A 25,326-nucleotide genomic window follows, 5' to 3' on the forward strand; every position below is an offset into this window, starting at 1 on the left:
GGCGGTTAGAGTCTGCGCTTCGCTCGATCCCGTTCCATGACCGTTCCACGCCCGACCGACACGCCGCGCCCGCTGCCCCATCTGCCCGAGCCCCGCCACCTGGCGCGCGTGCCCGCCGGCGTCTCTCCCGAAGACTTCGAGCGCGTGCGCCGCGCCGCGCACCTGCTGCCGCAGGTCACCAAACCCGCCGAGTACCTGGAGCCGCACGCGCCCGGTTTCGAGGCCCACCTCGACAAGCTCGGGCTGATCCTGCTGCAGAAGGCCGCCGGCACGCGGCCCAGCCGCTGGATCGAGCCGCGCCTGGTGCCGCTGGCGCTGGCCCACCTCGACGCGGTGGGCACCGGCCCCGACGTGCGGGCGCTGATGCACGCGCGCGCCGCGACGCTGGAGTCGCTGGGCCTGGTGCGCCACGCCGGCGCCTTCACCCGGCTGCTGCACGACACCGTCGAGATCCCGGTGCCCGAGGAGGCCCCGTTCCCGGTGGTGCTGCCGTTCCGGGTGCGCGTCGACGACACGCCGATCTGGGCCTTCTGGCGCGACGGCGACACCGCGGCGCTGCAGGCCGCGCTGGGCGACGGCGTGCCGCATCCGCAGCGCGAGGCCATCGTCGTGCACCTGGCTCGGCTGGTGGCGCGCAGCCACGCGCTGTCGCCGCGTGAACTCGTGTCGCTGCTGCCGCGGCTGTCAGCCGAGTGCGCGCGCCCGCAGGCCGCCGACGAGCTGATGGCCGCCTGCACGCGGGTCCAGGACCGCTGGGAGCACCGGGTCACCGAACTCGACACGCTGCAGGGGCTGACCAGCGAACTGGCCTTCCAGGGCTATCCCGACACCTTCCCGAAGGCGCGTGCGCAGCAGCGCACGGTCACGCTCTACGTCGGCCCGCCCAACAGCGGCAAGACCCACGCCGCCTTCGAGCGCCTGTGCCAGGCACGAGACGGCGCCTATCTGGCGCCGCTGCGCCTGCTGGCGCTGGAAGGCCGTGACCGCATGGTCGCGCGCGGCGTCGCCTGCTCGCTGCTGACCGGCGAGGAGAACGTGCCCGCCGAAGGCGCGCACTTCGTCTCCAGCACCATCGAGATGGTCTCGACCAACCAGCCGGTCGAGGTGGCGGTGGTCGACGAGGCGCAGATGATCTTCGACGCCTCGCGTGGCTGGGCCTGGACCCAGGCCATCGTCGCCGTGCCGGCCAGCGAGCTGATCATCATCTGCAGCGAATACGCGGTGCCGGCGATCGAGATCCTGCTCGGCGTCTGCGGCGAGCGCTGCACGGTGCGGCGCTTCGAGCGCAAGCAGCACGTCGAGCTGCTGCCGCGCCCGGTGGCGCTGGACGCGCTGCAGGCCGGCGACGCCGTCGTCGCGTTCAGCCGCCGCGACGTGCTGACGCTGCGCGACGCGATCGCCGCCAACGGCCGGCCGGTGTCGGTGATCTACGGCGCGCTGCCGCCCGAGGTGCGGCGGCGCGAGGCCGAACGTTTCGCCAGCGGCGAGTCGCAGATCCTCGTCGCCACCGACGCCATCGGCATGGGCCTGAACCTGCCGATCCGGCGTGTGCTGTTCTCGACGCTGAGCAAGTTCGACGGCGTCGGCGACCGCCTGCTCGACGAATCCGAGGTGCACCAGATCGCCGGCCGCGCCGGGCGTTTCGGCTTCCACGAGGAAGGTTTCGCCGGCGTGCTCGACCTCGCCGAGCCGACCGCGGCGCGCACGCTGAAGGAGCTGCTGCACCGCCAGCCGAAGGCGCCGCGCCACTTCAAGGCGCCGGTGGCACCCAACGGCTGGCACGTGCGCACCATCGCCGAGCGCCTGCAGGCCACGCGGCTGCGCGAGGTGCTGGGCGTCTTCGTCGACCGGCTCAAGCTCGACGACGCCCACTTCGCCGTCGCCGAGCTCGACGCGATGCTGGCGCTGGCCGAGCAGCTCGACCACGCCGCCGGCGCGCTGCCGCTGGCGGCGCGTTTCGTCTACGCCCAGGCGCCGGTGGACTCGCGCAACGAGGACACGGTGCAGGAGTACCTGGACTGGGCGCGCGGCCACGCCAAGGGCGGCCGCGCCGGCCGGCCGAGCTTTCTCGACACCGTCGACGGCTGGAGCCGGCTCGACCGCATCGAGCAGGCGCTGCGCGCCTGCACGCTGTGGCTGTGGCTGGACCTGCGTTTCCCCGGCGTCTACGGCCACGTCGAGGAGGTGCATGCGCTGCGCGCCGAGCTGAACGACGGCATCGAGCGCCAGCTGCAGGGCAAACGTCCGCTGGCGCAGATGCGCCGCGCGCGGCGCCATCCCGGGGCGCACCGATAAGGGCCACGACGCCCCAAAATGTCACATGGTGGGAATGCTTGCGGCCGATCAATCGGCTGCAGCCCGTCCAGGCGTCCAATGTCCCCACGGATCGTGTTGTCATCACGGCGCGACCGTGCACCCGGCGGCCGATGCGGCCGCGCGTCGGGTGAGGGCGCTGCTCGGAACGATCTCCGCGCGGCCCCGCGGTGTCACGGTTCGAGGCCCCGGCGGCCTCGCCTTGCTCTTCATCCCCCCGGTTCGATGACATGCTGACGACAGCACTCGTGCTCGTGTTCGTCGCCGCCTATGCGGCGATCGCCCTGGAACATCCGCTCAAGATCAACAAGTCGGCCTCGGCGCTGCTCGGCGCCGGCCTGCTGTGGACGATCTACGCCATGGCCACGGCGGACCACCCGCGTGTCAGCGCCGAACTCGGCGAGTCGCTGATGGGCACGGCGCAGATCGTCTTCTTCCTGATGGGCGCGATGACCATCGTCGAGGTCGTCGACGCGCACGACGGCTTCGAGGTCATCACCGAGCGCATCCGCACGAAGACGCTGCCGTCGCTGCTGTGGCTGGTCGGCATCGTCACCTTCTTCCTCAGCGCGATCCTGGACAACCTGACGACGACGATCGTCATGGTCTCGCTGATGCGCAAGCTGCTCGCCCGGCGCGAGGACCGGCTGTTCTTCGCCGGCATCATCGTCATCGCGGCCAACGCCGGCGGCGCCTGGACGCCGATCGGCGACGTGACGACGACGATGCTGTGGATCGGTGGCCAGATCACCGCGCTGTCGATCATGCAGGCGGTGTTCCTGCCGTCGGTCGTCAGCCTGCTGGTCCCGCTGGCGATCACCGCGTTCGCGTTGCGCGGCAAGCCGGTGGTCGCGCCGGCCGAGGTCGACCGCGGCGACGGCGTGCGGACGACGGCGTCCGAGCGCAAGCTGATGCTGTTCCTCGGCCTGGGCATCCTCGTCGCGGTGCCGGTGTTCAAGACGCTGACGCACCTGCCGCCGTTCATGGGCATCCTGTTCGGCCTGGGCCTGCTGTGGCTGGTCGGCGATCTGATCCACCGCCACAAGGAAGACGAGTACAAGGAGCGCTTCACGCTGGCCGCCGCGCTGAGCCGCATCGACATGAGCTCGCTCGTGTTCTTCATCGGCATCCTGCTGGCCGTGGCGACGCTGGAGCACACCCACATCTTGGGCGGCATCGCCGAGTGGCTGGACCGTGAGGTCGGTCGGCTCGACGTCATCATCCTGCTCATCGGCCTGGTCAGCGCCGTCGTCGACAACGTGCCGCTGGTGGCCGCGGCAATGGGCATGTACGACATGGCGGTCTATCCGGCCGACCACTTCATCTGGGAGTTCCTGGCCTACTGCGCCGGCACCGGCGGCTCGATCCTCATCATCGGCTCGGCGGCGGGCGTCGCCGCGATGGGCCTGGAGAAGATCGACTTCTTCTGGTACGTGCGCAAGATCAGCGGCCTGGCGCTGGTCGGCTACCTGGCCGGCGCCGCGGTCTACCTGCTGGAGCGCCTCGCGGGCTGAGGTCGGGCCCGGCAAAGCGTGTGGCGCAACGGATCGGCGGGCGCCAGCCTTGATTTCAGTGCTTTGGGCTTGCGATTTTGGGGTTTCCCCGGGTCGCGTATCCCGCCAGATGAAGTCGTTTGTCGTTCGTCAATCTGGCTTGCCGGGTGGCCGGGTCCAATTCGTTTCAGGGTCGAACTGCCATCGCGGTGCGGCCCGGGTTTCGGCGGTCAACGTGGTCGCCGGCGTAGTGAAGTGGTCTGTCAGACCGATCTCTGGCTGCCCTGTGAACGACGCTTCATCCCGCCGCCGACCGGCGTCAGGAGTTGCCGACGCTTTGCATGCGTAGCCCCGCCCGCACCCGGCTGCACGCCGGTCGCGGCTCGACTTTCGCACTGGCATCGGACGCTCTAGCGGGCTGGGCGCTGTGGGCGCATGAGTAGGACGGTCCGGGAGAGGTTTCGATGGAGCAGGTAGGGGTCTTCGGCATTGCGGGCGGCTTCATGGCGGCGCTGGGCGTCGTGCTGGCCGGCGTGCTCGCGTTCGCCAACCGGCGCCTGTCGGTGCAGGAGGATCCGCGCATCGACCAGGTCGAGGACCTGCTGCCCAAGTCCAACTGCGGCGCCTGCGGCCTGGCCGGCTGCCGCAACTTCGCCGAGCAGGTCGTCTCCGGCGAGGTGGTGCCGGCGCGCTGCACCGTCAGCGCCCCCGAGCAGGTCGGCGCGATCGCCCGGCTGCTGGGGGTCGGCGCCGGCGAGGTCGAGAAGCGTGTCGCGCGCCTGGCCTGTGCCGGCGGCAAGCACGTGGCGCGCATGCGTGCCCACTACGCCGGCCTGGAGACCTGCCGCGCCGCGGCCGTCGTCAGCGGCGGCGGCAAGGAATGCGCCTGGGGCTGCCTGGGCCTGGGCGACTGCGTCACGGTCTGCAAACACGGCGCGATCACGCTGGACCTGCACGGCCTGCCGGTCGTCGACGTCGACAAGTGCACCGCCTGCAACGACTGTGTCGAGGTCTGCCCCAAGGGCCTGTTCTCGGTCGAGCCCGCCGACCGCCGGCTGTGGATCGCCTGCCGCAACCGCGCCGAGGGCGATGTCGCCGAAGCCTCCTGCGAAGTCGCCTGCACCGCCTGCGGCCGCTGCGTCGCCGACGCGCCCGAAGGCCTGATGGCGCTGAAGAACAACCTGGTGGAGATCGACTACGGCTGGAACGACCAGGCCGAGCGCCGCTTCACCGACCGCTGCCCGACCGGCGCGATCGTCTGGTTCGACGACCGCGGCCGCGCGCTGCGCGGCCACGCCGCCAAGAAGATCCTGCGCCACGACGCGCTGCCGGTGCGCCAGTAGTCCCGCGCTCCGCCACCACCGTTTTCTACATCCGCCCGAGGAACCCCAAATGCTGAAGAAGGTCATCGACTACCTGACCGGCGAGCATCGCCGCGACAGCGAGCCGCAAACCGTCAAGTACCCCGGCGTGCGCGACGCGGTCGACGGCAACACCGCCGTCATCATGGTCGAGCGCGAGGCCTCGGACGCCGCCGGCGCCTACCCGATCACGCCGTCGACGCAGATGGGCGAGTACTGGGCGCAGGAAGTGGCCGCAGGCCACCTGAACGTCTCCGACCGGCCGCTGATCTTCGTCGAGCCCGAGTCCGAGCACGCCGCCGCCGGTGTCACCGCCGGCATGTCGATGACCGGCCTGCGCGCGACCAACTTTTCCTCGGGCCAGGGCATCGCCTTCATGCACGAGTCGCTGTACGCGACGGTCGGCAAGCGCCTGCCCTACGTGCTGAACATGGGCTGCCGCGCGATCACCAAGGCCAGCCTGAACGTGCACGCCGGCCACGACGACTACCACTGCATCGACGACACCGGCTTCATCCAGGTGATGGCCAAGAGCGCCACCGAGGCCGCCGACCTGAACCTGATCGCGCGCAAGCTCGCCGAGCTGTCGCTGACCCCGGCCATCGTCGGCCAGGACGGTTTCCTGACGACCCACCTGATCGAGTCGGCGCGCATCCCCGAGCGGGAACTGGTCGCCGAGTACCTCGGCCGCCCCGACGACCTGATCGACTCGCCGACGCCGGCGCAGGCCATGGTCTACGGCCCGAAGCGCCGCCGCGTGCCGGCGATCTGGGACGTCGACGTGCCGCTGCTGTCGGGCTCGGTGCAGAACCAGGACGCCTACATGCAGGCCGTGGCCGCGCAGCGGCCGTACTTCTTCGACGCCATCGAGTCGCTGTCCGAGCAGTGCATGGCCGAGTACGCCGCGCTGACCGGCCGCCGCTACGGCCGCGTCGGCGGCTGGAAGCTGGAAGACGCCGACTACGTCATCGTCGGCATGGGCAGCATGGTCGTGCAGGCCGAGGCCGTCGCCGACTACCTGCGCGAGACGCGCAAGCTGAAGGTCGGGGTGCTGAACATCACGATGTTCCGCCCGTTCCCGGGCGACCTCGTCGGCCAGGCGCTGCGCGGCAAGAAGGGCGTCGTCGTGCTCGAGCGCACCGACCAGCCGCTGGCCGAGGACCTGCCGCTGGTGCGCGAGCTGCGCGCGTCGCTGTCCAAGGCGCTGGAGAACGGCCTGGCCGGCGCCGACACGCTGCCGCACAAGAACTACGCCTCGATCACGCCGCAGGAGATGCCGCGCCTGTACTCGGGCTGCTACGGCCTGGGCTCGCGCGACCTGCAGCCCGAGGCGCTGATCGGCGCCGTCGAGAACATGCTGCCGGGCGGCGCGAAGAAGCCGTTCTTCTACCTGTCGGTGGACGTCGAGCGCGACCCGCTGAACCCGAAGGACGAGCTGCACCAGCAGGCCGTGAAGGCCGGTTACCCGAAGGCCGCCGACGTCGTCGTGCGCGGCAGCGAGAACCCGAACCTGATGCCCAAGGGCGCGATCACGGTGCGCATGCACTCGATCGGCGGCTGGGGCGCGATGACCACCGGCAAGAACCTGGCGATGACGCTGTTCGAGCTGCTGGACTACGAGATCAAGGCCAACCCGAAGTACGGCTCCGAGAAGAAGGGCCAGCCGACGACCTACTACCTGTCGGCGGCGCCCGAGACCATCCGCGTCAACTGCGAGTACGTCAGCGTCGACGTCGTGCTGTCGCCCGACCCGGCGGTGTTCGGCCACTCCAACCCGCTGGCCGGCCTGAAGAAGGGCGGCGTCTTCATCATCCAGAGCAACCTGGGTGATGCCACCTGGGCGGCGTTCCCGCGCTGGGCCCAGCAGCACATCGTCGACAACGGCATCCGCGTCTTCTACCTCGACGCCTTCCAGATCGCCCGCGAGGAGGCCGGCAGCGCCGACCTGCAGCTGCGCATGCAGGGCAACGCCTTCCAGGGCGCGTTCTTCGCCGCCACCTCGGTGCGCGAGAACGCCGGCCTGAGCGAGGAGGAGCTGTTCCGCGCCATCGAGAAGCAGCTCGAGGCCAAGTTCGGCTCCAAGGGCGCGCGTGTCGTGCAGAACAACGTCACCGTCGTGCGCCGCGGCTTCGACGAGATCCGCGAGATCGTCGACAAGACCGTCGGCAGCGCGGCCGCGCCGCGCGCCGCCGCTGCCGCGCTGCCGATCACGCTGCTGCGCACGCCCAAGGGCGACGACAAGGCGCTGCCCCCGGTGGCCGACATCCACCGCTTCTGGGAGCAGACCGGCCACTTCTACGCCACCGGCAAGGGCAACGACAACCTGCTCGATCCGTTCATCGGCGCTTCGCTGGTGCCGGCGGCCACCGGCATCTTCCGCGACATGACCGGCATCCGCTTCGAGCACCCGGAGTGGATCGCCGACAAGTGCACCGCCTGCGGCAAGTGCGTCACCGCCTGCCCGGACAGCGCGATGCCGGGCCTCGTCAACAAGACCGACGAGGTCTTCGCCACGGCGCTCAACCGCGTCGAGTGCGGCGGCACGCCGACGCGCTTCCTGCGCCGTGCGGTGCGCACCGCCGACAAGAAGCTGCGCGGCCTGATCGGCAAGGGGGACGGCGTCGCCGTGCGCCCGCTGATCGACCAGGCGATCGCCGCCACCGTCGCCGAGGCGCCGGAGGAGGACCGCGAGAAGATGGCCGCCGAGTTCGAACTGCTGAAGGCCCAGCTCGGCGACTTCAAGTTCTCGGCCACCAAGCCGTACTGGCAGGTGCGCGAGAAGAAGAACCCCGGCAGCGGCGGCCTGTTCTCGATCACCGTCAACCCGCTGACCTGCAAGGCCTGCGGCCTGTGCGTCAACGTCTGCAACGACGGCGCGCTGAAGATGGTCACGCAGACCGAGGAGTCGGTCGAGGCGCTGCGCCGCGACTGGAACTTCTGGCTCGACCTGCCGACGACCAGCCGCGAGTTCATCCGCGTCGAGAACATCGACGAGAAGAGCGGCGCGCTGGAGACGCTGCTGTTCGACAAGGCGGTCTACAACTCGATGAACTGCGGCGACGGCGCCTGCCTGGGCTGCGGCGAGAAGACCGCGATCCACCTCTTCACCGCCGCCGTCGCGGCGCTGATGCAGCACCGCGTCAAGCCCTTCGTCGCCAAGCTCGACACGCTGATCGACGGCCTGCAGCAGCATCTGCGCAACCGCCTGGCCGAGTCGGTGGACGTCTCCGACACCGGCGCCGTGCTGCGCGCCGTCGAGGCCAACGCCCAGCACGACCTGACGCTGTCCAAGCTGGCCGACAGCCTGTCCGCCGGCAAGCCCTCGCAGCCGCTGGACCCGGCCTGGGTGCGCCGCGTGGCGCAGCTGCTGGAGAAGCTGAAGGACCTGCGCTGGCGCTATGTCGAAGGCCCGACGGGCCGCGGCCGCTCGACGATGGGCATCGTCAACTCCACCGGCTGCACCTCGGTGTGGGGCTCGAGCTTCCCGTACCACCCGTACCCGTTCCCGTGGACCTCGCACCTGTTCCAGGACTCGCCGTCGGTGGCGATGGGCCTGTTCGAGGGTCACATGGCCAAGATGGCCGAGGGCTTCAAGGCCGTGCGCATGGCCGAGATGGAACTCGGCGGCAAGTACGTCGAGGAGCGTGACGGCAACTTCTTCAAGCGCTTCAACTGGGAACAGTTCAGCGACGAGGAATGGAAGCTGTGCCCGCCGGTCGTCAGCCTCGGCGGCGACGGCGCGATGTACGACATCGGCTTCCAGAACCTGTCGCGCCTGCTGATGTCGGGCAAGCCGGTGAAGGTGCTGGTCGTCGACACCCAGGTCTATTCCAACACCGGCGGCCAGGCCTGCACCTCGGGCTTCATCGGCCAGGTGTCGGACATGGCGCCGTACGGCAGCGCCTGGCACGGCAAGGTCGAGCCGCGCAAGGAGATCAGCCTGATCGGCATGGCGCACCGCACGGCGTTCGTCATGCAGGGCACGATCGCCCACGCGACCAAGCTGCTCGACGGCTTCATCGACGGCCTGAACTCGCGCCGCCCGGCGCTGTTCAACGTCTACGCCGTCTGCCCGCCGGAACACGGCGTCGGCGACGACAAGAGCGTCGACCAGAGCAAGCTGGCCGTCGAGAGCCGCGCCTACCCGCTGTTCCGCTACGACCCGGACGCCGGCACGACTTTCGCCGAGTGCGTCAGCCTGTCGGGCAACCCGGCGATGAGCGCCGACTGGCCGACCTACAAGCTGAAGCACCTCGACGAGAGCGGCACCGAGCAGCGCATGGACCTGCCGGTCACGTTCGCCGACTTCGCCGCCACCGAGGCCCGCTTCGCCAAGCACTTCCGCAAGGCGCCGCCGGAGACCTGGAACGACTCGATGATCCCGCTGGCCGAGCTGCTGACGCTGCCGGCCGACGAGCGCGGCGGCCGCTTCCCGTACATCTGGGCCGTCGATGCCAAGCGCCGCCTGATGCGCCTGCTGGTGGCCGAGGAACTGGTGCGGGCCTGCGAGGAGCGCCAGCAGTACTGGCGCCAGCTGCGTGACCTGGTGACGCGCGAGAAGCCGGCCGACATCGGCGCCATCACCGAGCGTGTGCGCGGCGAGCTGCTGCAGAAGCTGAGCTCGGCGCTGGCCGCGCCCGCGGCGGCGCCGGTGGCCGCCCCGGTGGCCGTGGCGCCCGCGCCGGTCGCCGCTGCGCCGGTGGCGCCGGCTGCGCCGGCAGCGCCGGTCGCTCCGGCGAAGCCCGCGCCGACGGCCCAGGCGGCCGCTCCGGCTGCCGAAGCGGCGCCGGCCGAGACGGCGCACGAGCCGGTCTGGGTCGAGAGCCCCGAGTGCTCGGCCTGCGACGAGTGCATCACGCTGGCCCCGGGCGTCTTCGCCTACGACGGCCGCCGCCGCGCGGTGGTCATCAACCCGAAGGGCTCGAGCTACGCCGACATCGTGAAGGCGGCGGAGAAGTGCACCGCCGGCTGCCTGCACCCGGGAACCCCGTGGAACCCGGCCGAGCCCAACCTCGAGAAGCTGAAGAAGCGCGCGGCCAAGTACAACTGAAGCGCGCGGCACACCGATGAAGCTGCTCAACTTCCTGCGCGGCGAGACCTTCGCGCGCGGCATCCATCCGCCGGAGCACAAGCACACGGCGGCGACGCCGATCCGGCGGCTGCCCTGGGCCGACGAGCTCGTCGTGCCGCTGGCGCAGCACATCGGCAAGCCGGCCGAGGCCATCGTGCGCGTCGGCCAGGAGGTCGTGCGCGGCCAGCCGGTCGCCAAGGCCGACGGCTGGCTGTCGGTGCCACACCATTCGCCGGCCACCGGCGTCGTCAAGGCGATCGAGCTGCGGCCCACGGCGCGCGGGCCGTGGACGCCGTCCATCGTCATCCGCCCGCACGCCGCGGCGACCCAGGAAGACCTCTGGGGCGTCGCGCGTGACATCGACGCGATGACGCCCGACGAGATCCTGCAGGCCGTCTGGGACGCCGGCCTCGTCGGCCTGGGCGGCGCGGCCTTCCCGACGCATGCCAAGCTGAAGGTGCCGCCTCAGGCCAAGGTGCACACGCTGGTCATCAACGGCTGCGAGTGCGAGCCCTACCTGACCTGCGACCACCGCACGATGGTCGAGGAGTCCGCCGCGCTGGTGCGCGGCATCGCGCTGTCGATGCGCGCCACCGGGGCGGTGCGCGCCATCGTCGGCATCGAGGACAACAAGCCCGACGCGGTGGCGGCGGTGAAGGCCGCGATCGCCGCGGCCGGGCTGGAGAACGTCTTCGCCGAGGCGGTGCCGACCAAGTACCCGCAGGGCTCGGAGAAGATGCTGATCATGTCGCTGTTCGGGGTGGAGATCCCCTCCGGGCAGCTGCCGGTGTCGCTGGGCATGGTGATGAACAACGTCGGCACGATGGCCGCGATCGGCAAGCTGCTGCCGGCCGGCCAGGGGCTGACCGAACGTGTGGTCACGATCGCCGGCCCCGGCGTCGTGCGCCCGGGCGACTACCGCGTGCCGCTGGGCACGCCGATCTCCTTCGTGCTCGACTTCGCCGGCGCGCCGCGCGACGCCACCAGCGCCTGCCAGCTGGTGCTCGGCGGCCCGATGATGGGCCAGTCGGTCGCCGCGCTGGACACGCCGGTGACCAAGGGCGTCTCCGGCGTGCTCGTCTTCCGCCGCGAGGACATGGCCGAGCGCGACGACCGCCGCACCTACCCGTGCATCAAGTGCGGCCAGTGCGTCGAGAGCTGCCCGATGGGCCTGAACCCGTCGGCGCTGGGCATGCTGGCGGCCAAGCGCGAGTACGACGAGATGGGCGCGCACTACCACCTCGGCGAGTGTTTCGAGTGCGGCTGCTGCACCTACGTCTGCCCGTCCAACATCCCGCTGGTGCAGCAGTTCCGCGTCGCCAAGCAGGTGCTGCGCGAACGCGCCGCCTCGGCTCCCGCCGCGCCTGCGGCCACGCGCGGCTGAGGGCCCCGACACGATGAGCACCACGATCGAGATCCGCAGCGCGCCGCACATCAAGACGCAGCGCAGCGTCGAGCAGATCATGCGCAACGTCGTCGGCTCGCTGCTGCCGGTGTGCGCCTTTTTCGTCTACCAGTACGGGCTGTCGGCGCTGGCCTCGCTGGTCGTCGTCACCGCCGCCTGCCTGGCGACCGAACGCTTCTTCGTCAAGACCGGCACCCAGTCGGGGACGCTGGCCGACTGGTCGGCGGTCATCACCGGCTTGCTGCTGGCGCTGTCGCTGCCGCCGGGCTTCCCGCTGTGGATGGGCGCGGTGGCCGGCATCGTCGCCATCGCGCTGGGCAAGGCGCTGTTCGGCGGCATCGGCTTCAACGTCTTCAACCCGGCGCTGGTCGGGCGCGCCTTCGTGCAGGCGGCGTTCCCGGTGGCCATCGCCACCTACACGCCGTCGTTCCTGGACGGCCGCTTCACGAGCTTCGTGCCGAGCACGCTGGCCTGGCCGCTGATGATGCCGGCCGACACCGCCGCCTGGCTGCAGAGCCTGCACCTGGACGGCATCACCGGCGCCACGCCGCTGGCGAAGTGGAAGTTCGAAGGCGTCGCCGCAGACCCGCTGCACCTGCTGTCCTCGCTGTCCGGGCACATGGCCGTCGGCCCGTCGCCGCTGCTGATCCTGGTCTGCGGCGCCTACCTCGCGGTGCGGCGTTTCCTGGACTGGCGCATCCCGGCGGCCATCCTGGGCAGCGCCGGCCTGACGGCCTTCGCGCTGTACGCCTGGAACCCGGCGCGCTTCCCGGACCCGTTCTTCATGATGTTCTCCGGCGGCCTGATGCTCGGCGCGATCTACATGGCCACCGACATGGCAACCTCGCCGGTGACGCCGCGCGGCATGTGGGTCTACGGCGGCCTGATCGGCGTGCTGACGGTGCTGATCCGCTACTACGGCGGCCTGCCCGAGGGCGTGATGTACGCGATCCTGATCGGCAACGCCGCGTCGCCGCTGATCGAGCGCTTCACGCAGCCGCGCCCGTTCGGCAAGAGCGGGCTGCTGCGCCCGCGCCGCGGCGCGAGCTACGCGCTGCACCCCGAGTACATCTCGCGCGAGGAAGCCGGCGCCACGACGCCGAAGAAGCGCATGCCGATCAACAAGCCCCGCAAATGAACGCGCCCCAGTCCCCGGCGGCCCTGCCGCCGCCCCCGCCGACGCCGACGCTCGCGATGATCGCGACGCTGGGCCTCGTCGCCGCGATCTGCGGCCTGCTGATCGTCACCGCCTACGAAGGCAGCCTGCCGGCGGTGAAGGAGAACCGCCGCATCGCGCTCGAACGTGCGGTGGCCAGCGTGCTGCCCGGCGCACAGAAGACGGTGTCGTACCTGGCGCTGCCCGACGGCAGCGTCGTCGCCGGCGGCGCCGAGGGCGCCCCGGCCGGCGCGCGCCCGTTCCAGGCCGCCTATGACGCCAGCGGCGCGCTGATGGGCATCGCTGCCGAAGGCGCGGCCAAGGGCTACGCCGACACCGTGCGCATCATGTTCGGCTACAAGCCGGCCTGCCAGTGCGTCGTCGGCTTCGCGCTCGTCAGCAGCCGCGAGACGCCCGGCATCGGCGACAAGATCGTCAAGGACGCCGCGTTCCTGAAGAACTTCGAGGCCCTGGACGCCAGGCTGTCGCCCGACATGAAGGCGCTGGCCAACGCCATCACCACCGTCAAGCACGGCACCAAGACCGAGGCCTGGCAGATCGATGCGATCTCCGGCGCCACCGTCACCTCGCGCGCCGTCGGGCGCGGCATCGACGAGGCGGCGCAGGCCCTGCTGCCGCGCATCGTCCCGAAGCTCGAGCAGATCGGAAGAGCTCCATGAGTCACGACCACGCACAAGGCGCCGGCGCGCCCGCCGGCATCACCGGCGCCTGGGAGCAGCTGACCGAAGGCGTCTGGAAGCAGAACCCGGTGTTCGTGATGATGCTGGGCATGTGCCCGGCGCTGGCCGTCACGGTGTCGGCGATCAACGCGCTGTCGATGGGCGTCGCGACGACCTTCGTGCTCGTCGCCTCCTGCGCGCTGGTGTCGCTGCTGCGCCGCCTGGTGCCCAAGGAAGTGCGCATCGCGACCTACATCGTGATCATCGCCACCTTCGTCACGGTGGTCGACTACACGATCCAGGCCGTGAGCCTGAAGCTCTACGAGGCGCTGGGCGCCTTCATCCAGCTCATCGTCGTCAACTGCATCATCCTCGGCCGCGCCGAGGCCCACGCGTCGAAGAACCCGCCGCTGCCGGCGATGCTCAACGCGCTGGGCATGGGCGCCGGCTTCACGCTCGGGCTGTTCGCGCTGGGCGCGGTGCGCGAGATCCTCGGCGCCGGCACGCTGTTCGGCGTGGCGCTGTTCGGCTCGCAGTTCCAGCCCTGGGTGGTGATGGTGCTGCCGCCGGGTGGCTTCTTCGTGCTCGGCTCCTGGCTGCTGTTCTTCGCCTGGTGGGAGAAGCGCAAGCGTCGCCTCGCCGCCGCCGGCGCCACCCCGGCCTCGGCCGTGACCGGAGGCTGAGATGGCCCACGACACCGTCTTCCAGGTCTTCATCGGCGCGCTGCTGGCGAACAACTTCGTGCTCGCGATGTTCCTCGGCCTGTGCCCCTTCCTCGGGGTCTCGGGCAAGCTCGGCACCGCGCTGCCGATGGGCGTGGCCACGACCTTCGTGATGGCCGTGGCCTCGCTGTTCGCGTTCACGCTGAACTGGCTGCTGGGCCTGCTCGGGCTCGAGTTCCTGCGCCTGATCTCCTACATCGTCGTCATCGCCTCGGCGGTGCAACTCGTCGAGATGGTGCTGAAGAAGCACAGCCCGACGCTGTTCCGCGCGCTGGGCATCTACCTGCCGCTGATCACGACCAACTGCGCCGTGCTCGGCGTGGCGCTGATCCAGACCGCACGCGACTACAGCCTGTGGCAGTCGCTGGCCTTCGCCGCCGGCGGCGGCGCCGGCTTCACGCTGGCGCTGGTGCTGATGGCCGGCCTGCGCGAGCGTCTGCAGCTCGTCGAGGTGCCCGAGATCGCGCGTGGCTCGGCGCTGACGCTGATGCTCGCCGGCGTGCTGTCCCTCGCGTTCATGGGCTTCGCCGGCCTCGGAGGCTGAGGATGCTGAACTACCTCGTCGCCTTCGGCGCGATCGCCGGCCTGCTGGCCGGCTGGGTCGTCGTGCAGCGCATCACGCGCAGCTACGCCGAACGCCACCCCGAGACCGGCCCGTACCGCGAGGTCGGCTGCGCCGGCGGCTGCGGCCATTGCGGCCAGCCCTGCGAACAGCCGGCCGAAGCCCCCGTCGCGCCGCCGCGCCCGCTTTGAGAGCCCCCGCCATGATCCTTCCCGACGCCCCCGTGGCCGCATCCCGTCCGCTGAGCGCCACGCTGGTCTCCAGCGCGCGCATCACGCCCGTCGACTCGCCCGAAGACGTGCGCCACCTGGTCTTCGAGACCTTCGACCCGTCGTTCGACATCCGCCTGGGCCAGTGCCTGCGCCTGCGCGTGCCCGGCCGCTTCGGCCAGGCCTGGCACGAGCGCCTGTATTCGCTGGCCGACCTCGACGTCAGCGACCCCGAGCGCACCGAGTTCGCGCTGCTGGTGCGCCGCTGCCACGAGATCGACGACTTCAACGGCGAACGCCATCCCGGCGTGGCGTCCAACCACCTCTGCGACCTGAAGCCCGGCGAGCGCATCGAGTTCTGCGGCCCGGTCGGCCACCCGTTCCCGGTGCCGTCGGACCGCCACTCGCCGATGATCATGATCGGCATGGGCACCGGCATCGCGCCGTTCCGCGGCCTGGTGCGCCGCATCTACGAGACGCTGGGCACCTGGGACGGCCCGGTGCGGCTGTTCTACGGCGCACGTTCGGGCATGGAGATGCTCTACATGAACGAGCAGAACGCCGACATCGCGCAGTACTACGACGAGGCCAGCTTCAAGGCCTTCCAGGCGGTGAGCCCGCGGCCGCACCTGAGCGCGCTGCCGGCGCTGGGCCGCAGCGTCGAGGACAACGCCGACGAGCTGCGCAGCCTGCTCGAGGACGAACGCACCCACGTCTACGTCGCCGGGCCCGAGGCGCTGAAAGCCGGCACCGAGGTGGCGCTGGCGCGCATCGCCGGGGCGCCCGGCCGCTGGGCGCTGCTGCGCCAGACCCTGATCGCCGGCGGCCGCTGGCACGAGGTCCTGTACTGAACGCCGCGCGCGAAGGAAACACGATGCTGATGAAGCGACGCACCCTGATCTCCGCCTCGCTGGGCCTGGGCGCCCTCGGGGTCCTGGCCTGGAGCCGCCGCGACGCCGGCCCGGCGGCCGCTGACGCGCTGGCGCGCCACGAAGGCAGCACCCGCGCCTTCGGCACCACCGTCACGCTGACCGTGCTGCATGCCGACGCGGCCACGGCGCGCACCGCGATCGACGCCGCGCTGGCCGAGGTGAAGGCGGTCGATGCGCTGATGAGCCTGCGCCAGGACGGCAGCCAGCTCGTGCGCCTGAACCGCGACGGCGCGCTCGACTCGCCCGACGCGCGCCTCGTCGCCGTGCTGCAGGCCGGCCAGGAGCTGTCGCGCCTGACCGGCGGCGCCTTCGACGTCACGGTGCAGCCGCTGTGGCGTGCCTTCGAGGCCGCGCACGACGCCGGCGGTCTGCCCGACGCGGCCACGATCGCCGCCGCGCGTGCGCAGGTCGGCTGGCAGCGGCTGCAGGTGTCGCCCGAGCGCGTGACGCTGGCCGGCGCCGGCATGGGCGTCACCGTCAACGGCCTGGCCCAGGGCTACGCCGCCGACCTGGCGCGTGCCGCGCTGCAGCGCCACGGCATCGAGCACGCGCTGCTCGACACCGGCGAGTTCACGACCCTCGGCGCCAAGGAGGGCGGCCGCCCCTGGATGCTCGGCGTGCGCGAGCCGCGCGACGCCGAGGCCGTGGCCGCGCGCCTGGCGATGGACGGCCGCGCGCTGTCGACCTCGGGCGACTACGAGACGGTGTTCAGCGCCGACTTCCGTCACCACCACATCTTCGACCCGGCCGTCGGCGACTCGCCGACCGAGCTGGCCAGCGTCACCGTGCTCGCGCCCACCGGGCTGCAGGCCGACGGCCTGTCGACCGCGTTCATGGTGATGGGCGCCGAACGTTCGCTGGCGCTGGCCGAGACGCTGGAAGGCGTCGATGCACTGCTGATCGCCAAGGACGGCCGGCGCTGGACCAGCGGCGGCTTCCCGACGGCCGCCTGATCCTTCACGGCGCCTGCCGACGACGCCCGGCCCCGGCCGGGCGTTTTCACGTCACCAGTGGCGTACGCGCCCGGTGTCCAGGTGCACGAAACGCTCCTGCTCGTAGTAGCCGACGCCGCCGGCCTGCAGTGACAGCGCGGCGTCGCGCAGCTCCTTCAGCGGCACGCCCTTCAGGCGCACGTCGATCGCGCGGCCGTCCATGTGCAGGCTGCGCCGCGCGACGCCGCCGCCGCGCGTGTGGCGCAGCCGGTCGTTGGTCTCGGGACAGCGGTAGCCCGAGATGACCTCGTAGACCGCGCTCTCGGTGCCGAGCAGGCCGCGCACGCAGTGCAGCAGCTCGAAGAGCTGCGGGTCGATGAGACCGACGCTGCCGGTGTAGTGGTCGCGCAGGAAACGGTTCAGCGTGCCCAGCGCCGCCGGAACGAACTGGCTGTCCACCGCGTAGACCAGGTCCAGCGACTCGCCGGTGTGGGCGTGGTTCATCGCCAGCGCACGCGGGCCGGGCCCGGCGGCCAGCGCCGGGCGCGTGGCGGCGGCCACCGGCAGCACGCCGACGGCCAGCTTGGCGCCGTGGCGCAGGAAACGGCGGCGGTCGTGGTTGCGCATCATCGTCCTCCTCGTCAGTCGGCGCGCACGGCGGGCGCGGCGCGTTCGCGCAGCGCGGCCTGCAGGCGCGGGTCCTGACGGTAGATATCGTCGAAGAAATACACCTGCCCGTCCTTGACGAGCGCGGTGCCGTAGGCGATCAGCACCCGCACCGGCGTCGCGAGCCGCAGCGTGCGCGACTCGCCGGCGTCCATCGCCTCGCGGATGCGCGCCTCGGGCCAGTCGGGCTGGTCCCGCAGCACGAACATCGCCAGCGCCAGCGGGTCCTCGATGCGCACGCAGCCGTGGCTGAAGTCGCGCCGGTCGCGCGCGAACAGCGCGGTCGACGGCGTGTGGTGCAGGTAGATCTGCTCGGCGTTGGGGAAGACGAACTTGATGTCGCCCAGCGCGTTGCGCGGCCCGGGCCGCTGGCGGATGCGCCAGCGCCCGGCAGCCAGCGCGTCCAGCGCCTCGGCCGAGACCTCGCCGTGCACGCTGCCGTCGCCGGCGACGAACTCGAAACCTTCGCGCGCCAGGTAGTCCGGATCGCGGCGCAGCTTGGGCAGGGTCTCGGCACGCACGATCGACGGCGGCACGTTCCAGTAGGGGCTGAACTCGATGGCGCGCATCTGCGCGTCGATCAGCGGCGTGCGTTTGTCCAGCGCCTGGCCGACGACGACGCGCATGCGCTGCACGACGGTGATCCGCCCGTCCTGCACCTCGTAGGCGCGCAGCACGAACTCCGGGATGTTGACGACGACCATGCGCCGCGATTCGAGCAGCGGTGTCCAGCGCAGCCGCTCCAGCGCCAGCACGAGCTGTTCGGCGCGGGCCGCCGGTTTGACCTCCAGGCGCGAAAAGGTCGCCGCCCCGATGACGCCGTCGGCGCTGACGCCGTGGCGAGCCTGGAAGCGGCGCACACCGCCGACCAGCGGCTCGGCGTAGACCGTGCCGGCATGCGTGCCGGCCGGCAGGTCGCCGAGCGCGACCAGGCGTGCGGCCAGCGCCGTCAGGCCGGGCCAGGCGGCACCCGGCTCCAGCTTGCGCGTGCGGCCGACCTGCGGCAGCGGTGGCAGCGGCGCCGCCCAGGCCGGGTCGTGCTCCAGCGTGCGGTAACGCGCCAGTGCCTGGCGCAACTCGGCGTACTGCGGCAGCACCGGCTCGGCGCGGCGCACGGCCAGCGCCAGCGATCCGGCGGCCAGGCCGGCGTCGAGCACGGCGCGCGCGTCGAAGGGCGGGCGTTCGGGCAGCGTCAGCGAGCGGTACAGCGTGCGCGGGTCGAGCCGGCCCTGGTGCAGGTCGGACAGGTAGCGGCGCATCGCGGCGTCGAGCTCGGCTTCCAGCCGCGTGGCGGCCTCGTGCGAGGGCGTGTGCGCGGCGGCATCCAGCGCCTGGGCCAGTGCGGCGGCGCGGTAGTCCTCGGCGACGAGGCCGTGCTCGGGTGCGGCGGCCAGCAGCGCGACGGCCTCGTGCGCCCGCCGGCCGGGGCGGGCGTCGGCGTCGAACCACGGCGAGGCCTGCACCGCGGCGCTGGCGAACAGCAGCGCCAGCGCGGCGATGCGGCGTGGGAACGGGGCAGGGCGCATGCGGCCATTGTCCGCCTCGGCACTGTGCCGGGCCAGCGTCGCCATGGTGACGGCGCGCGGCCGGCCGGCGCCGCAGAATGGCCCGCAGACCATCCGAGGAGCCCGCCATGGCCGAAGCCTTCATCGTCGCCGCGCTGCGCACCCCGTGCGGCCGGCGCAACGGCCGTTTGAGCGGCTGGCATCCGGCCGACCTGGCGGCGCAGGTCATCGACGCGCTGATCGCGCGCTGCGGCGTCGACCCGGCGGCGGTCGACGACGTCATCCTCGGCTGCGTCGGCCAGGTCGGCGAGCAGGCGGCCAACGTCGCACGCAACGCGGTGCTGGCTTCGTCGCTGCCCGAGTCGGTGCCGGGCACGACGGTCGACCGCCAGTGCGGCTCGTCGCAGCAGGCGCTGCATTTCGCCGCCCAGGCGGTGATGTCGGGCACGATGGACTGCGTCATCGCCGGCGGCGTCGAGAGCATGTCGCGCGTGCCGATGGGTCTGCCGATGGAGCTGCCGCGCCAGGCCGGCTACGGCCACTACGTCAGCCCGGCGATCGCCGCGCGTTACCCGGGTGCCGAGTTCAGCCAGTTCACCGGCGCCGAGATGCTGGCCACGAAGTACGGCCTGGCGAAACCGGCGCTGGACGCCTGGGCGCTGCAGAGCCACCAGCGCGCCGCGGCCGCCACGCGCGACGGCGCGTTCGCCGCCGAGATCCTGCCGCTGGCCGTGCGCCGCGCCGACGGCAGCGGCGAGGCCGAGCCCTTGGCCGCCGACGAAGGCATCCGCGCCGACGCCAGCGCCGAGAGCATCGCCGGCGTGCGCCTGCTGCGCGAAGGCGGCAGCGTCACCGCCGCCAACGCCAGCCAGATCGCCGACGGCGCCAGCGGCGTGCTGGTGGTCAACGAACGCGGACTGAAGGCGCTGGGCCTGCCGCCGCTGGCGCGCGTGCACACGATGACCGTCATCGGCCACGACCCGGTGATCATGCTGGAGGCGCCGATCCCGGCCACCGCGGTGGCGCTGAAGAAGGCCGGGCTGGCGCTGGACGACATCGACTGCTTCGAGGTCAACGAGGCCTTCGCCTCGGTGCCGCTGGCCTGGCTGCAGGCCACCGGCGCCGACCCGGCGCGGCTCAACGTGCACGGCGGCGCGATCGCGCTCGGCCACCCGCTGGGCGCCTCGGGCACCCGGCTGATGGCGACGCTGCTGCACACGCTGTGCCGCCGCGGCGGGCGCTGGGGGCTGCAGACGATGTGCGAAGGCGGCGGCCTGGCCAACGTCACCATCGTGGAGCGTTTGTCGTGAGCGGCCCGCTCGCCGGCCTGCGTGTCATCGAGTTCGCGGGCCTCGGCCCGGCGCCGTTTGCCGCGATGGTGCTGGCCGACCTCGGCGCCGAGGTGCTGCGCATCACGCGCCCGGGTGTCGAGCCCGACCCGCGCGAGGTCACGACACGCAGCCGCGCGGCGCTGGCGCTGGACCTGCGCGACCCCGACGGCGCCGCCGCCGCGCTGGCGCTGGCCGCCCGCGCCGACCTGCTGATCGAAGGTTTCCGCCCCGGCGTGATGGAGCGCCTGGGTCTGGGGCCGGACGTCGTGCTGGCGCGCCGGCCGTCGCTGGTCTACGGCCGCATGACCGGCTGGGGCCAGGACGGCCCGCTGGCGCAGGCCGCCGGCCACGACATCGACTACATCGCGATCAGCGGCGCGCTGGCCGCGATCGGCGTGCCCGGCCGGCCGCCGGTGCCGCCGGCCAACTACCTCGGTGACTTCGGCGGCGGCGCGATGCTGCTCGTCGTCGGCCTGCTGGCGGCGCTGCACGAGGCCCGCAGCTCCGGCCGCGGCCAGGTTGTCGACGCCGCGATGTGCGACGGCGCCGCGCTGCTGTCGGCCTTCATGGTCGGCTGGAAGGCGCAAGGCCTGTGGTCGCGCCCGCGCGGCGAGAACATGCTCGACGGCGGCGCGCACTTCTACGCCTGCTACGACTGTGCCGACGGCAAGCCGATCGCCGTCGGCGCGATCGAGCCGCAGTTCTACGCCGAGCTGCGCCGCCGCGCCGGGCTGGACGACCCGGTGTTCGACGCCCAGCTCGACGCCGGACGCTGGCCCGAGCTGAAGGACCGGCTGGCCGCCATCTTCCGCACCCGCACACGCGCCGAATGGTGTGCGCTGCTCGAAGGCACCGACGCCTGTTTCGCCCCGGTGCTCGACTGGGACGAGGCGCCGCATCACCCGCACAACGCCGCACGCGGCAACTGGCTGGAATCCGGCGGCGTGATGCAGCCGGCGCCGGCGCCGCGTTTCTCGCGCACCGCGGCACGAACCCCCGAACCCCCGACGGCGACGACGCTCGCCGCCGCGCTGGCCGCCTGGCCGGCGCGCTGACCCCCGAGAGAGAGCCCCGATGGACTTCGAATACAGCCCCGAGAACCTGGAGATGCAGCGCACGCTGCGCCGCTTCCTCGACGAGGAGGTGCTGCCGCGCAACCGCGACTGGCACCGCATCGCCGACGCAGGCCGCTATCCGACCGAGGTCGTCGAGCCGCTGAAGGCCCGGGCGCGCGAGCTCGGCCTGTGGAACCTGTTCCTGCCCGGGCTGAAGGCCGACGAGCCCGGCACCGCGCTCAGCAACCTGGAGTACGCGCCGCTGGCCGAGCTGATGGGCCGCATCGGGTGGGCCTCCGAGGTCTTCAACTGCAACGCGCCGGACACCGGCAACATGGAGCTGCTGCATCTGTTCGCCACGCCCGAGCAGCACGAGCGCTGGCTGAAACCGCTGCTGGCCGGCGAGATCCGCTCGTGTTTCTCGATGACCGAGCCCGACGTCGCCAGCTCCGACGCGACCAACATCGAGACCACGATCCGCCGCGACGGCGATCACTACGTCGTCAACGGCCGCAAGTGGTTCTCCACCGGCGCCGCGCACCCGAACTGCAAGGTCGCCGTCGTGATGGGCGTCACCGACGAGCGCCCCGACGCCGACCGCCATCGCCGCCACTCGATGATCCTCGTGCCGCTGGACACGCCCGGGGTGCAGGTGGTGCGCAACGTCGCCGTGCTGTCGCACGTCGCGCCCGACGGCCACTGCGAGATCGTCTACCGCGACGTGCGCGTGCCGGCGGCCAACCTGCTGGGCGAAGAAGGCAGCGGCTTCGCGCTCGCCCAGGCGCGCCTGGGCCCGGGGCGCGTGCACCACTGCATGCGCACCATCGGCCAGTGCGAGCTGGCGATCGAGATGATGTGCGAGCGTGCGCTGGAGCGCCGCGCCTTCGGCCGCCATCTGGCCGACTTCGCCAACATCCAGGACTGGATCGCGCTGTCGCGGGTCGAGGTCGACCAGGCGCGGCTGCTGGTGCTGCGTGCCGCGGCCAAGATGGACCGCGCCGGCAACCAGGCGGCGCGCATCGACGTCTCGGCGATCAAGCTCGTCGCCGCGCAGCTGCACCAGCGTGTGCTCGACCGCGCGATCCAGGTCTTCGGCGCGATGGGCCTGACACCCGACACGCCGCTGGCGCAGATGTTCAGCTGGGGGCGTGCGATGCGTTTCTTCGACGGCCCCGACGAGGTGCACTGCCGCGTCATCGCGCGCGACGAACTCGCCAAGGCCAAGGCGCGGCGCGGCTCGACGGCTGCCTATTACCTGATCGGCTGATCGTTTCATGAATCGTTTCACGCGGGGCCCATGAAATGATCTAATCACTTGTCGCCAAAAGACAAGATGGCGACGAGGATCGTTTCATCGTGCTCCCGCTCGTCGACTTCCTGCGGCGCCGCGGCCGGCAAGCGGCCGGCGCGCTCGCCGAACAGCTGGGCATCAGCCGCGCGACGCTGATGCGGGCCGTGCGCGCCGCCGGCGACGAGCTCGTCGTGCGCGGTGCCGCGCGCCGCACCCAGTACGCCGCGCGCCGGGCGCTGCGCGGGCAGGCCGCGCCGCTGCCGGTCTACCGTGTCGACGCCGAGGGCACGCCACGGCAGATCGCCTGGCTGCACCTGACGGCGCCCGACGGCTCGGCGCTGGAGATGCTGCAGCCGCTGGGCTGGCCGCTGGACGAGGCCGCGCGCGACGGCTGGTTCGACGGCCTGCCGTACCCGCTGCAGGACCTGCGGCCGCAAGGTTTTCTCGGCCGCGCCTTCGCGCGCCACCACGCGGCGACGCTGCAGGTCGGCGACGATCCGGCGGCCTGGAGCGACGATGACACGCTGCACGCGCTGTCGCTGCTGGGCGAGGACACGCCGGGCGACCTGATCGTCGGCGAAGCGGCCTGCTGGCGCTGGCTGCAGCGTGTGCGCGCGGCGCGTGCCGGCGAGGCCGAGGCGCCGCTGAGCGAGGCCGAGCTGGCGCCGGCCTATCCCGCGCAGGCCGACGCCGCGATGGCCGCCGGCCTGCCGGGCTCGTTGGCCGGCGGCGAGTTCCCCAAGTTCACGGCCTGGCGCAACGGCGCCGACGGCCGGCCGCAAGCCGTGCTCGTCAAGTTCAGCGGCTCGGACGATTCGCCCGGCACACGGCGCTGGGCCGACCTGCTCGTCTGCGAACACCTCGCCGGCGAGGTGCTGGCGGCGCTGGGCCTGCCGGCGGCCGTCTCGCGCATCGTGCAGGCCGGCGGGCGGACCTTCCTGGAAGTCGAACGGTTCGACCGCCACGGCGCGCTGGGCCGCTCGGGGCTGGTGTCCTGGGGCGCGATCAACGGCGAGTGTTTCGGTCTCGCCGGGCGCTCCTGGGCCGAGGCCGGGCGGGCGCTGGCGGCGCGCGGCTGGCTGGCCGCGCAGGAGGCCGAGGCGCTGGCGCGGCTGTGGCAGTTCGGCCTGCTGCTCGCCAACACCGACATGCACGACGGCAACCTGTCGTTCCAGCTCGGGCCGGGCGGTGGCGCGCCGCTGGCCATCGCGCCGGTCTACGACATGCTGCCGATGCTCTACGCGCCGGCGCGCGGCGTCGAACTGCCGCCGCGCGAGTACCGGCCCGAGCTGCCGCTGCCGCAGGACGCCGCGGCCTGGCAGGCGGCGGCGCCGGTGGCGCTGGCCTTCTGGCAGCGCGCCGCGGCCGACGAGCGCATCAGCGCCGGGTTCCGCGGCGTCTGCGCCGAGAACACGCGCCGGCTGACCGCGCTGCTGGGCTGAATCCGGATGCCGCGCACCTCAGGCCTGGGCTAGTCTGGCCGTTCGACACCAGACCGGAGACCCGATGATCCTCGACGACGACCACCGCGCGGTGCAGGACGCGGTGCGCGCCTACGTGCAGGACCGCATCGCGCCGCACGCGGCCGAGTGGGACCGCGCCCACACCTTCCCGCGCGAGGCGCTGGCCGGGCTGGCCGAACTCGGCTGCTACGGCGTTGCCGTGCCCACGGAGTACGACGGCGCCGGGTTGGACTACCTGGCGCTGTCGCTGATCCTCGAGGAGATCGCCGCCGGCTGCGGCGCCACCAGCACCATCGTCAGCGTCAACAACTGCCCCGTCTGCAGCATCCTGATGGCCTGGGGCGACGAGGCGCAGAAGCAGCAATGGCTGCGCCCGCTGGCGCGCGGGGCGATGCTCGGCGCCTTCTGCCTGACCGAGCCGCAAGTCGGCTCCGAGGCCTCGGGCCTGAAGACCACGGCGCGCCGCGACGGCGACGACTACGTGATCGACGGCGTCAAGCAGTTCATCACCAGCGGCAAGAACGGCGACGTCGCGATCGTCATCGCCGTCACCGACAAGGACGCCGGCAAGAAGGGCTTCAGCGCCTTCCTGGTGCCGACCTCGACGCCGGGTTACGTCGTCGCCCGGCTCGAGGACAAGATGGGCCAGCACGCCAGCGACACGGCGCAGATCGTCTTTGAAGGCTGCCGCGTGCCGGCGGCCTACCGCATCGGCGCCGAAGGCGAGGGCCTGAAGGTCGCGCTGTCGGGGCTGGAAGGCGGGCGCATCGGCATCGCCTCGCAGTGCGTCGGCATGGCGCGTGCGGCGCTGGAGGCGGCCACCGCCTACGCCAAGGAGCGCGTCGCCTTCGGCAAGCCGATCTTCGAGCACCAGGCGGTGCAGTTCCGCCTCGCCGACGCGGCGACGCAGATCGAGGCCGCGCGCCAGCTGGTGCACCATGCGGCGGCACTGAAGGACGCCGGCCAGCCCTGCCTGAAGGAAGCGGCGATGGCCAAGCTCTTCGCCAGCGAGATGGCCGAGCGTGTCTGCAGCACCGCCATCCAGACCTTCGGCGGCTACGGCTACGTCAACGACTTCCCGGTCGAGCGCCTCTACCGCGACGTGCGTGTCTGCCAGATCTACGAAGGCACGAGCGACGTGCAGCGCATCCTGATCGGCCGCGCGCTGGCCTGAAGGCT

19 protein-coding genes are annotated in these 25,326 nt (G+C 71.9%); 17 read left to right on the plus strand and 2 right to left on the minus strand.

Annotated features, from left to right (window positions below):
• Window positions 1-36: 36 nt before the first annotated feature.
• The 12 genes from LOC65_RS10265 (at window position 37) to LOC65_RS10320 (ending at window position 16,857) form a co-directional block, all read left to right on the plus strand.
• Window positions 37-2,295, plus strand: coding sequence for a helicase-related protein (locus tag LOC65_RS10265; RefSeq protein ID WP_230247427.1), 2,259 nt, complete (start codon window positions 37-39; stop codon window positions 2,293-2,295).
• A 248-nt stretch (window positions 2,296-2,543) separates the two neighbouring features.
• Window positions 2,544-3,827, plus strand: a complete 1,284-nt coding sequence (nhaD, locus tag LOC65_RS10270; RefSeq protein WP_405048244.1) for a sodium:proton antiporter NhaD — start codon at window positions 2,544-2,546, stop codon at window positions 3,825-3,827.
• 443 nt (window positions 3,828-4,270) lie between these two features.
• Window positions 4,271-5,149: a (Fe-S)-binding protein gene (locus LOC65_RS10275; RefSeq protein WP_164963724.1), complete on the plus strand. Its 879-nt coding sequence runs from the start codon at window positions 4,271-4,273 to the stop codon at window positions 5,147-5,149.
• A gap of 49 nt (window positions 5,150-5,198) precedes the next feature.
• The gene (locus tag LOC65_RS10280) at window positions 5,199-10,217 is read left to right on the plus strand and encodes a 2-oxoacid:acceptor oxidoreductase family protein (protein ID WP_230247428.1); all 5,019 of its coding nucleotides are present in this window, start codon (window positions 5,199-5,201) and stop codon (window positions 10,215-10,217) included.
• A 16-nt stretch (window positions 10,218-10,233) separates the two neighbouring features.
• Window positions 10,234-11,622, plus strand: a complete 1,389-nt coding sequence (rsxC, locus tag LOC65_RS10285) for an electron transport complex subunit RsxC (RefSeq protein ID WP_164963725.1) — start codon at window positions 10,234-10,236, stop codon at window positions 11,620-11,622.
• Window positions 11,623-11,635: 13 nt separating this feature from the next.
• Window positions 11,636-12,781 carry an RnfABCDGE type electron transport complex subunit D gene (locus LOC65_RS10290; protein WP_230247429.1) on the plus strand — a complete coding sequence of 382 codons (1,146 nt, stop codon included), beginning with the start codon at window positions 11,636-11,638 and terminating at the stop codon, window positions 12,779-12,781.
• The gene (locus LOC65_RS10295) at window positions 12,778-13,479 is read left to right on the plus strand and encodes an FMN-binding protein (RefSeq protein ID WP_009856221.1); all 702 of its coding nucleotides are present in this window, start codon (window positions 12,778-12,780) and stop codon (window positions 13,477-13,479) included. The genes LOC65_RS10290 and LOC65_RS10295 overlap by 4 nt, the downstream gene beginning before the upstream one ends.
• On the plus strand, window positions 13,476-14,162 hold the full coding sequence (gene rsxE / locus LOC65_RS10300; protein WP_009856222.1) for an electron transport complex subunit RsxE: 687 nt from the start codon (window positions 13,476-13,478) through the stop codon (window positions 14,160-14,162). The genes LOC65_RS10295 and rsxE overlap by 4 nt, the downstream gene beginning before the upstream one ends.
• A gap of 1 nt (window position 14,163) precedes the next feature.
• Window positions 14,164-14,745, plus strand: coding sequence for an electron transport complex protein RnfA (locus LOC65_RS10305; protein WP_009856223.1), 582 nt, complete (start codon window positions 14,164-14,166; stop codon window positions 14,743-14,745).
• A 2-nt stretch (window positions 14,746-14,747) separates the two neighbouring features.
• Window positions 14,748-14,954 carry a hypothetical protein gene (locus tag LOC65_RS10310; protein ID WP_230247430.1) on the plus strand — a complete coding sequence of 69 codons (207 nt, stop codon included), beginning with the start codon at window positions 14,748-14,750 and terminating at the stop codon, window positions 14,952-14,954.
• An 11-nt stretch (window positions 14,955-14,965) separates the two neighbouring features.
• Window positions 14,966-15,823, plus strand: coding sequence for an FAD-binding oxidoreductase (locus LOC65_RS10315; protein WP_230247431.1), 858 nt, complete (start codon window positions 14,966-14,968; stop codon window positions 15,821-15,823).
• Window positions 15,824-15,846: 23 nt separating this feature from the next.
• On the plus strand, window positions 15,847-16,857 hold the full coding sequence (locus LOC65_RS10320; protein ID WP_230247432.1) for an FAD:protein FMN transferase: 1,011 nt from the start codon (window positions 15,847-15,849) through the stop codon (window positions 16,855-16,857).
• A gap of 51 nt (window positions 16,858-16,908) precedes the next feature.
• On the opposite strand, the gene LOC65_RS10325 is transcribed toward LOC65_RS10320, so the two are convergent.
• The gene (locus LOC65_RS10325) at window positions 16,909-17,466 is read right to left on the minus strand and encodes a DUF882 domain-containing protein (RefSeq protein WP_230247433.1); all 558 of its coding nucleotides are present in this window, start codon (window positions 17,464-17,466) and stop codon (window positions 16,909-16,911) included.
• A gap of 11 nt (window positions 17,467-17,477) precedes the next feature.
• The gene (locus LOC65_RS10330; protein ID WP_230247434.1) at window positions 17,478-19,028 is read right to left on the minus strand and encodes a murein L,D-transpeptidase; all 1,551 of its coding nucleotides are present in this window, start codon (window positions 19,026-19,028) and stop codon (window positions 17,478-17,480) included.
• A gap of 107 nt (window positions 19,029-19,135) precedes the next feature.
• On the opposite strand from LOC65_RS10330, the gene LOC65_RS10335 reads away from it, so the two are divergent.
• The 5 genes from LOC65_RS10335 (at window position 19,136) to LOC65_RS10355 (ending at window position 25,321) form a co-directional block, all read left to right on the plus strand.
• Complete coding sequence (locus tag LOC65_RS10335; RefSeq protein WP_230247435.1) at window positions 19,136-20,317, plus strand: acetyl-CoA C-acetyltransferase; 1,182 nt, start codon at window positions 19,136-19,138, stop codon at window positions 20,315-20,317.
• Entirely contained in the window at window positions 20,314-21,393 is a 1,080-nt protein-coding gene (locus LOC65_RS10340; protein WP_230247436.1) for a CaiB/BaiF CoA-transferase family protein, read from the plus strand. The genes LOC65_RS10335 and LOC65_RS10340 overlap by 4 nt, the downstream gene beginning before the upstream one ends.
• Window positions 21,394-21,412: 19 nt before the next feature.
• Window positions 21,413-22,660 (plus strand): acyl-CoA dehydrogenase family protein, encoded by a 1,248-nt coding sequence (locus LOC65_RS10345; RefSeq protein WP_230247437.1) that lies wholly within the window; start codon window positions 21,413-21,415, stop codon window positions 22,658-22,660.
• 89 nt (window positions 22,661-22,749) lie between these two features.
• On the plus strand, window positions 22,750-24,126 hold the full coding sequence (gene yjjJ / locus LOC65_RS10350) for a type II toxin-antitoxin system HipA family toxin YjjJ (RefSeq protein WP_230247438.1): 1,377 nt from the start codon (window positions 22,750-22,752) through the stop codon (window positions 24,124-24,126).
• Window positions 24,127-24,190: 64 nt separating this feature from the next.
• The gene (locus LOC65_RS10355) at window positions 24,191-25,321 is read left to right on the plus strand and encodes an acyl-CoA dehydrogenase family protein (RefSeq protein ID WP_230247439.1); all 1,131 of its coding nucleotides are present in this window, start codon (window positions 24,191-24,193) and stop codon (window positions 25,319-25,321) included.
• Window positions 25,322-25,326: the final 5 nt, after the last annotated feature.

Origin of the sequence: Rubrivivax sp. JA1055 (genome assembly GCF_020966565.1) — a bacterium.
Classification (GTDB): domain Bacteria; phylum Pseudomonadota; class Gammaproteobacteria; order Burkholderiales; family Burkholderiaceae_C; genus Rubrivivax; species Rubrivivax benzoatilyticus.

Coding starts and splice junctions, on each gene's coding strand:
- LOC65_RS10275 (WP_164963724.1), top strand. CDS start 4,271: ATGGAGCAGGTAGGGGTCTTCGGCATTGCGGGCGGCTTCATGGCGGCG.
- LOC65_RS10345 (WP_230247437.1), top strand. CDS start 21,413: ATGGACTTCGAATACAGCCCCGAGAACCTGGAGATGCAGCGCACGCTG.
- LOC65_RS10290 (WP_230247429.1), top strand. CDS start 11,636: ATGAGCACCACGATCGAGATCCGCAGCGCGCCGCACATCAAGACGCAG.
- LOC65_RS10325 (WP_230247433.1), bottom strand. CDS start 17,466: ATGATGCGCAACCACGACCGCCGCCGTTTCCTGCGCCACGGCGCCAAG.
- LOC65_RS10265 (WP_230247427.1), top strand. CDS start 37: ATGACCGTTCCACGCCCGACCGACACGCCGCGCCCGCTGCCCCATCTG.
- LOC65_RS10310 (WP_230247430.1), top strand. CDS start 14,748: ATGCTGAACTACCTCGTCGCCTTCGGCGCGATCGCCGGCCTGCTGGCC.
- LOC65_RS10335 (WP_230247435.1), top strand. CDS start 19,136: ATGGCCGAAGCCTTCATCGTCGCCGCGCTGCGCACCCCGTGCGGCCGG.
- LOC65_RS10320 (WP_230247432.1), top strand. CDS start 15,847: ATGCTGATGAAGCGACGCACCCTGATCTCCGCCTCGCTGGGCCTGGGC.
- LOC65_RS10295 (WP_009856221.1), top strand. CDS start 12,778: ATGAACGCGCCCCAGTCCCCGGCGGCCCTGCCGCCGCCCCCGCCGACG.
- LOC65_RS10330 (WP_230247434.1), bottom strand. CDS start 19,028: ATGCGCCCTGCCCCGTTCCCACGCCGCATCGCCGCGCTGGCGCTGCTG.
- LOC65_RS10280 (WP_230247428.1), top strand. CDS start 5,199: ATGCTGAAGAAGGTCATCGACTACCTGACCGGCGAGCATCGCCGCGAC.
- rsxE (WP_009856222.1), top strand. CDS start 13,476: ATGAGTCACGACCACGCACAAGGCGCCGGCGCGCCCGCCGGCATCACC.
- LOC65_RS10315 (WP_230247431.1), top strand. CDS start 14,966: ATGATCCTTCCCGACGCCCCCGTGGCCGCATCCCGTCCGCTGAGCGCC.
- LOC65_RS10305 (WP_009856223.1), top strand. CDS start 14,164: ATGGCCCACGACACCGTCTTCCAGGTCTTCATCGGCGCGCTGCTGGCG.
- rsxC (WP_164963725.1), top strand. CDS start 10,234: ATGAAGCTGCTCAACTTCCTGCGCGGCGAGACCTTCGCGCGCGGCATC.
- nhaD (WP_405048244.1), top strand. CDS start 2,544: ATGCTGACGACAGCACTCGTGCTCGTGTTCGTCGCCGCCTATGCGGCG.
- LOC65_RS10355 (WP_230247439.1), top strand. CDS start 24,191: ATGATCCTCGACGACGACCACCGCGCGGTGCAGGACGCGGTGCGCGCC.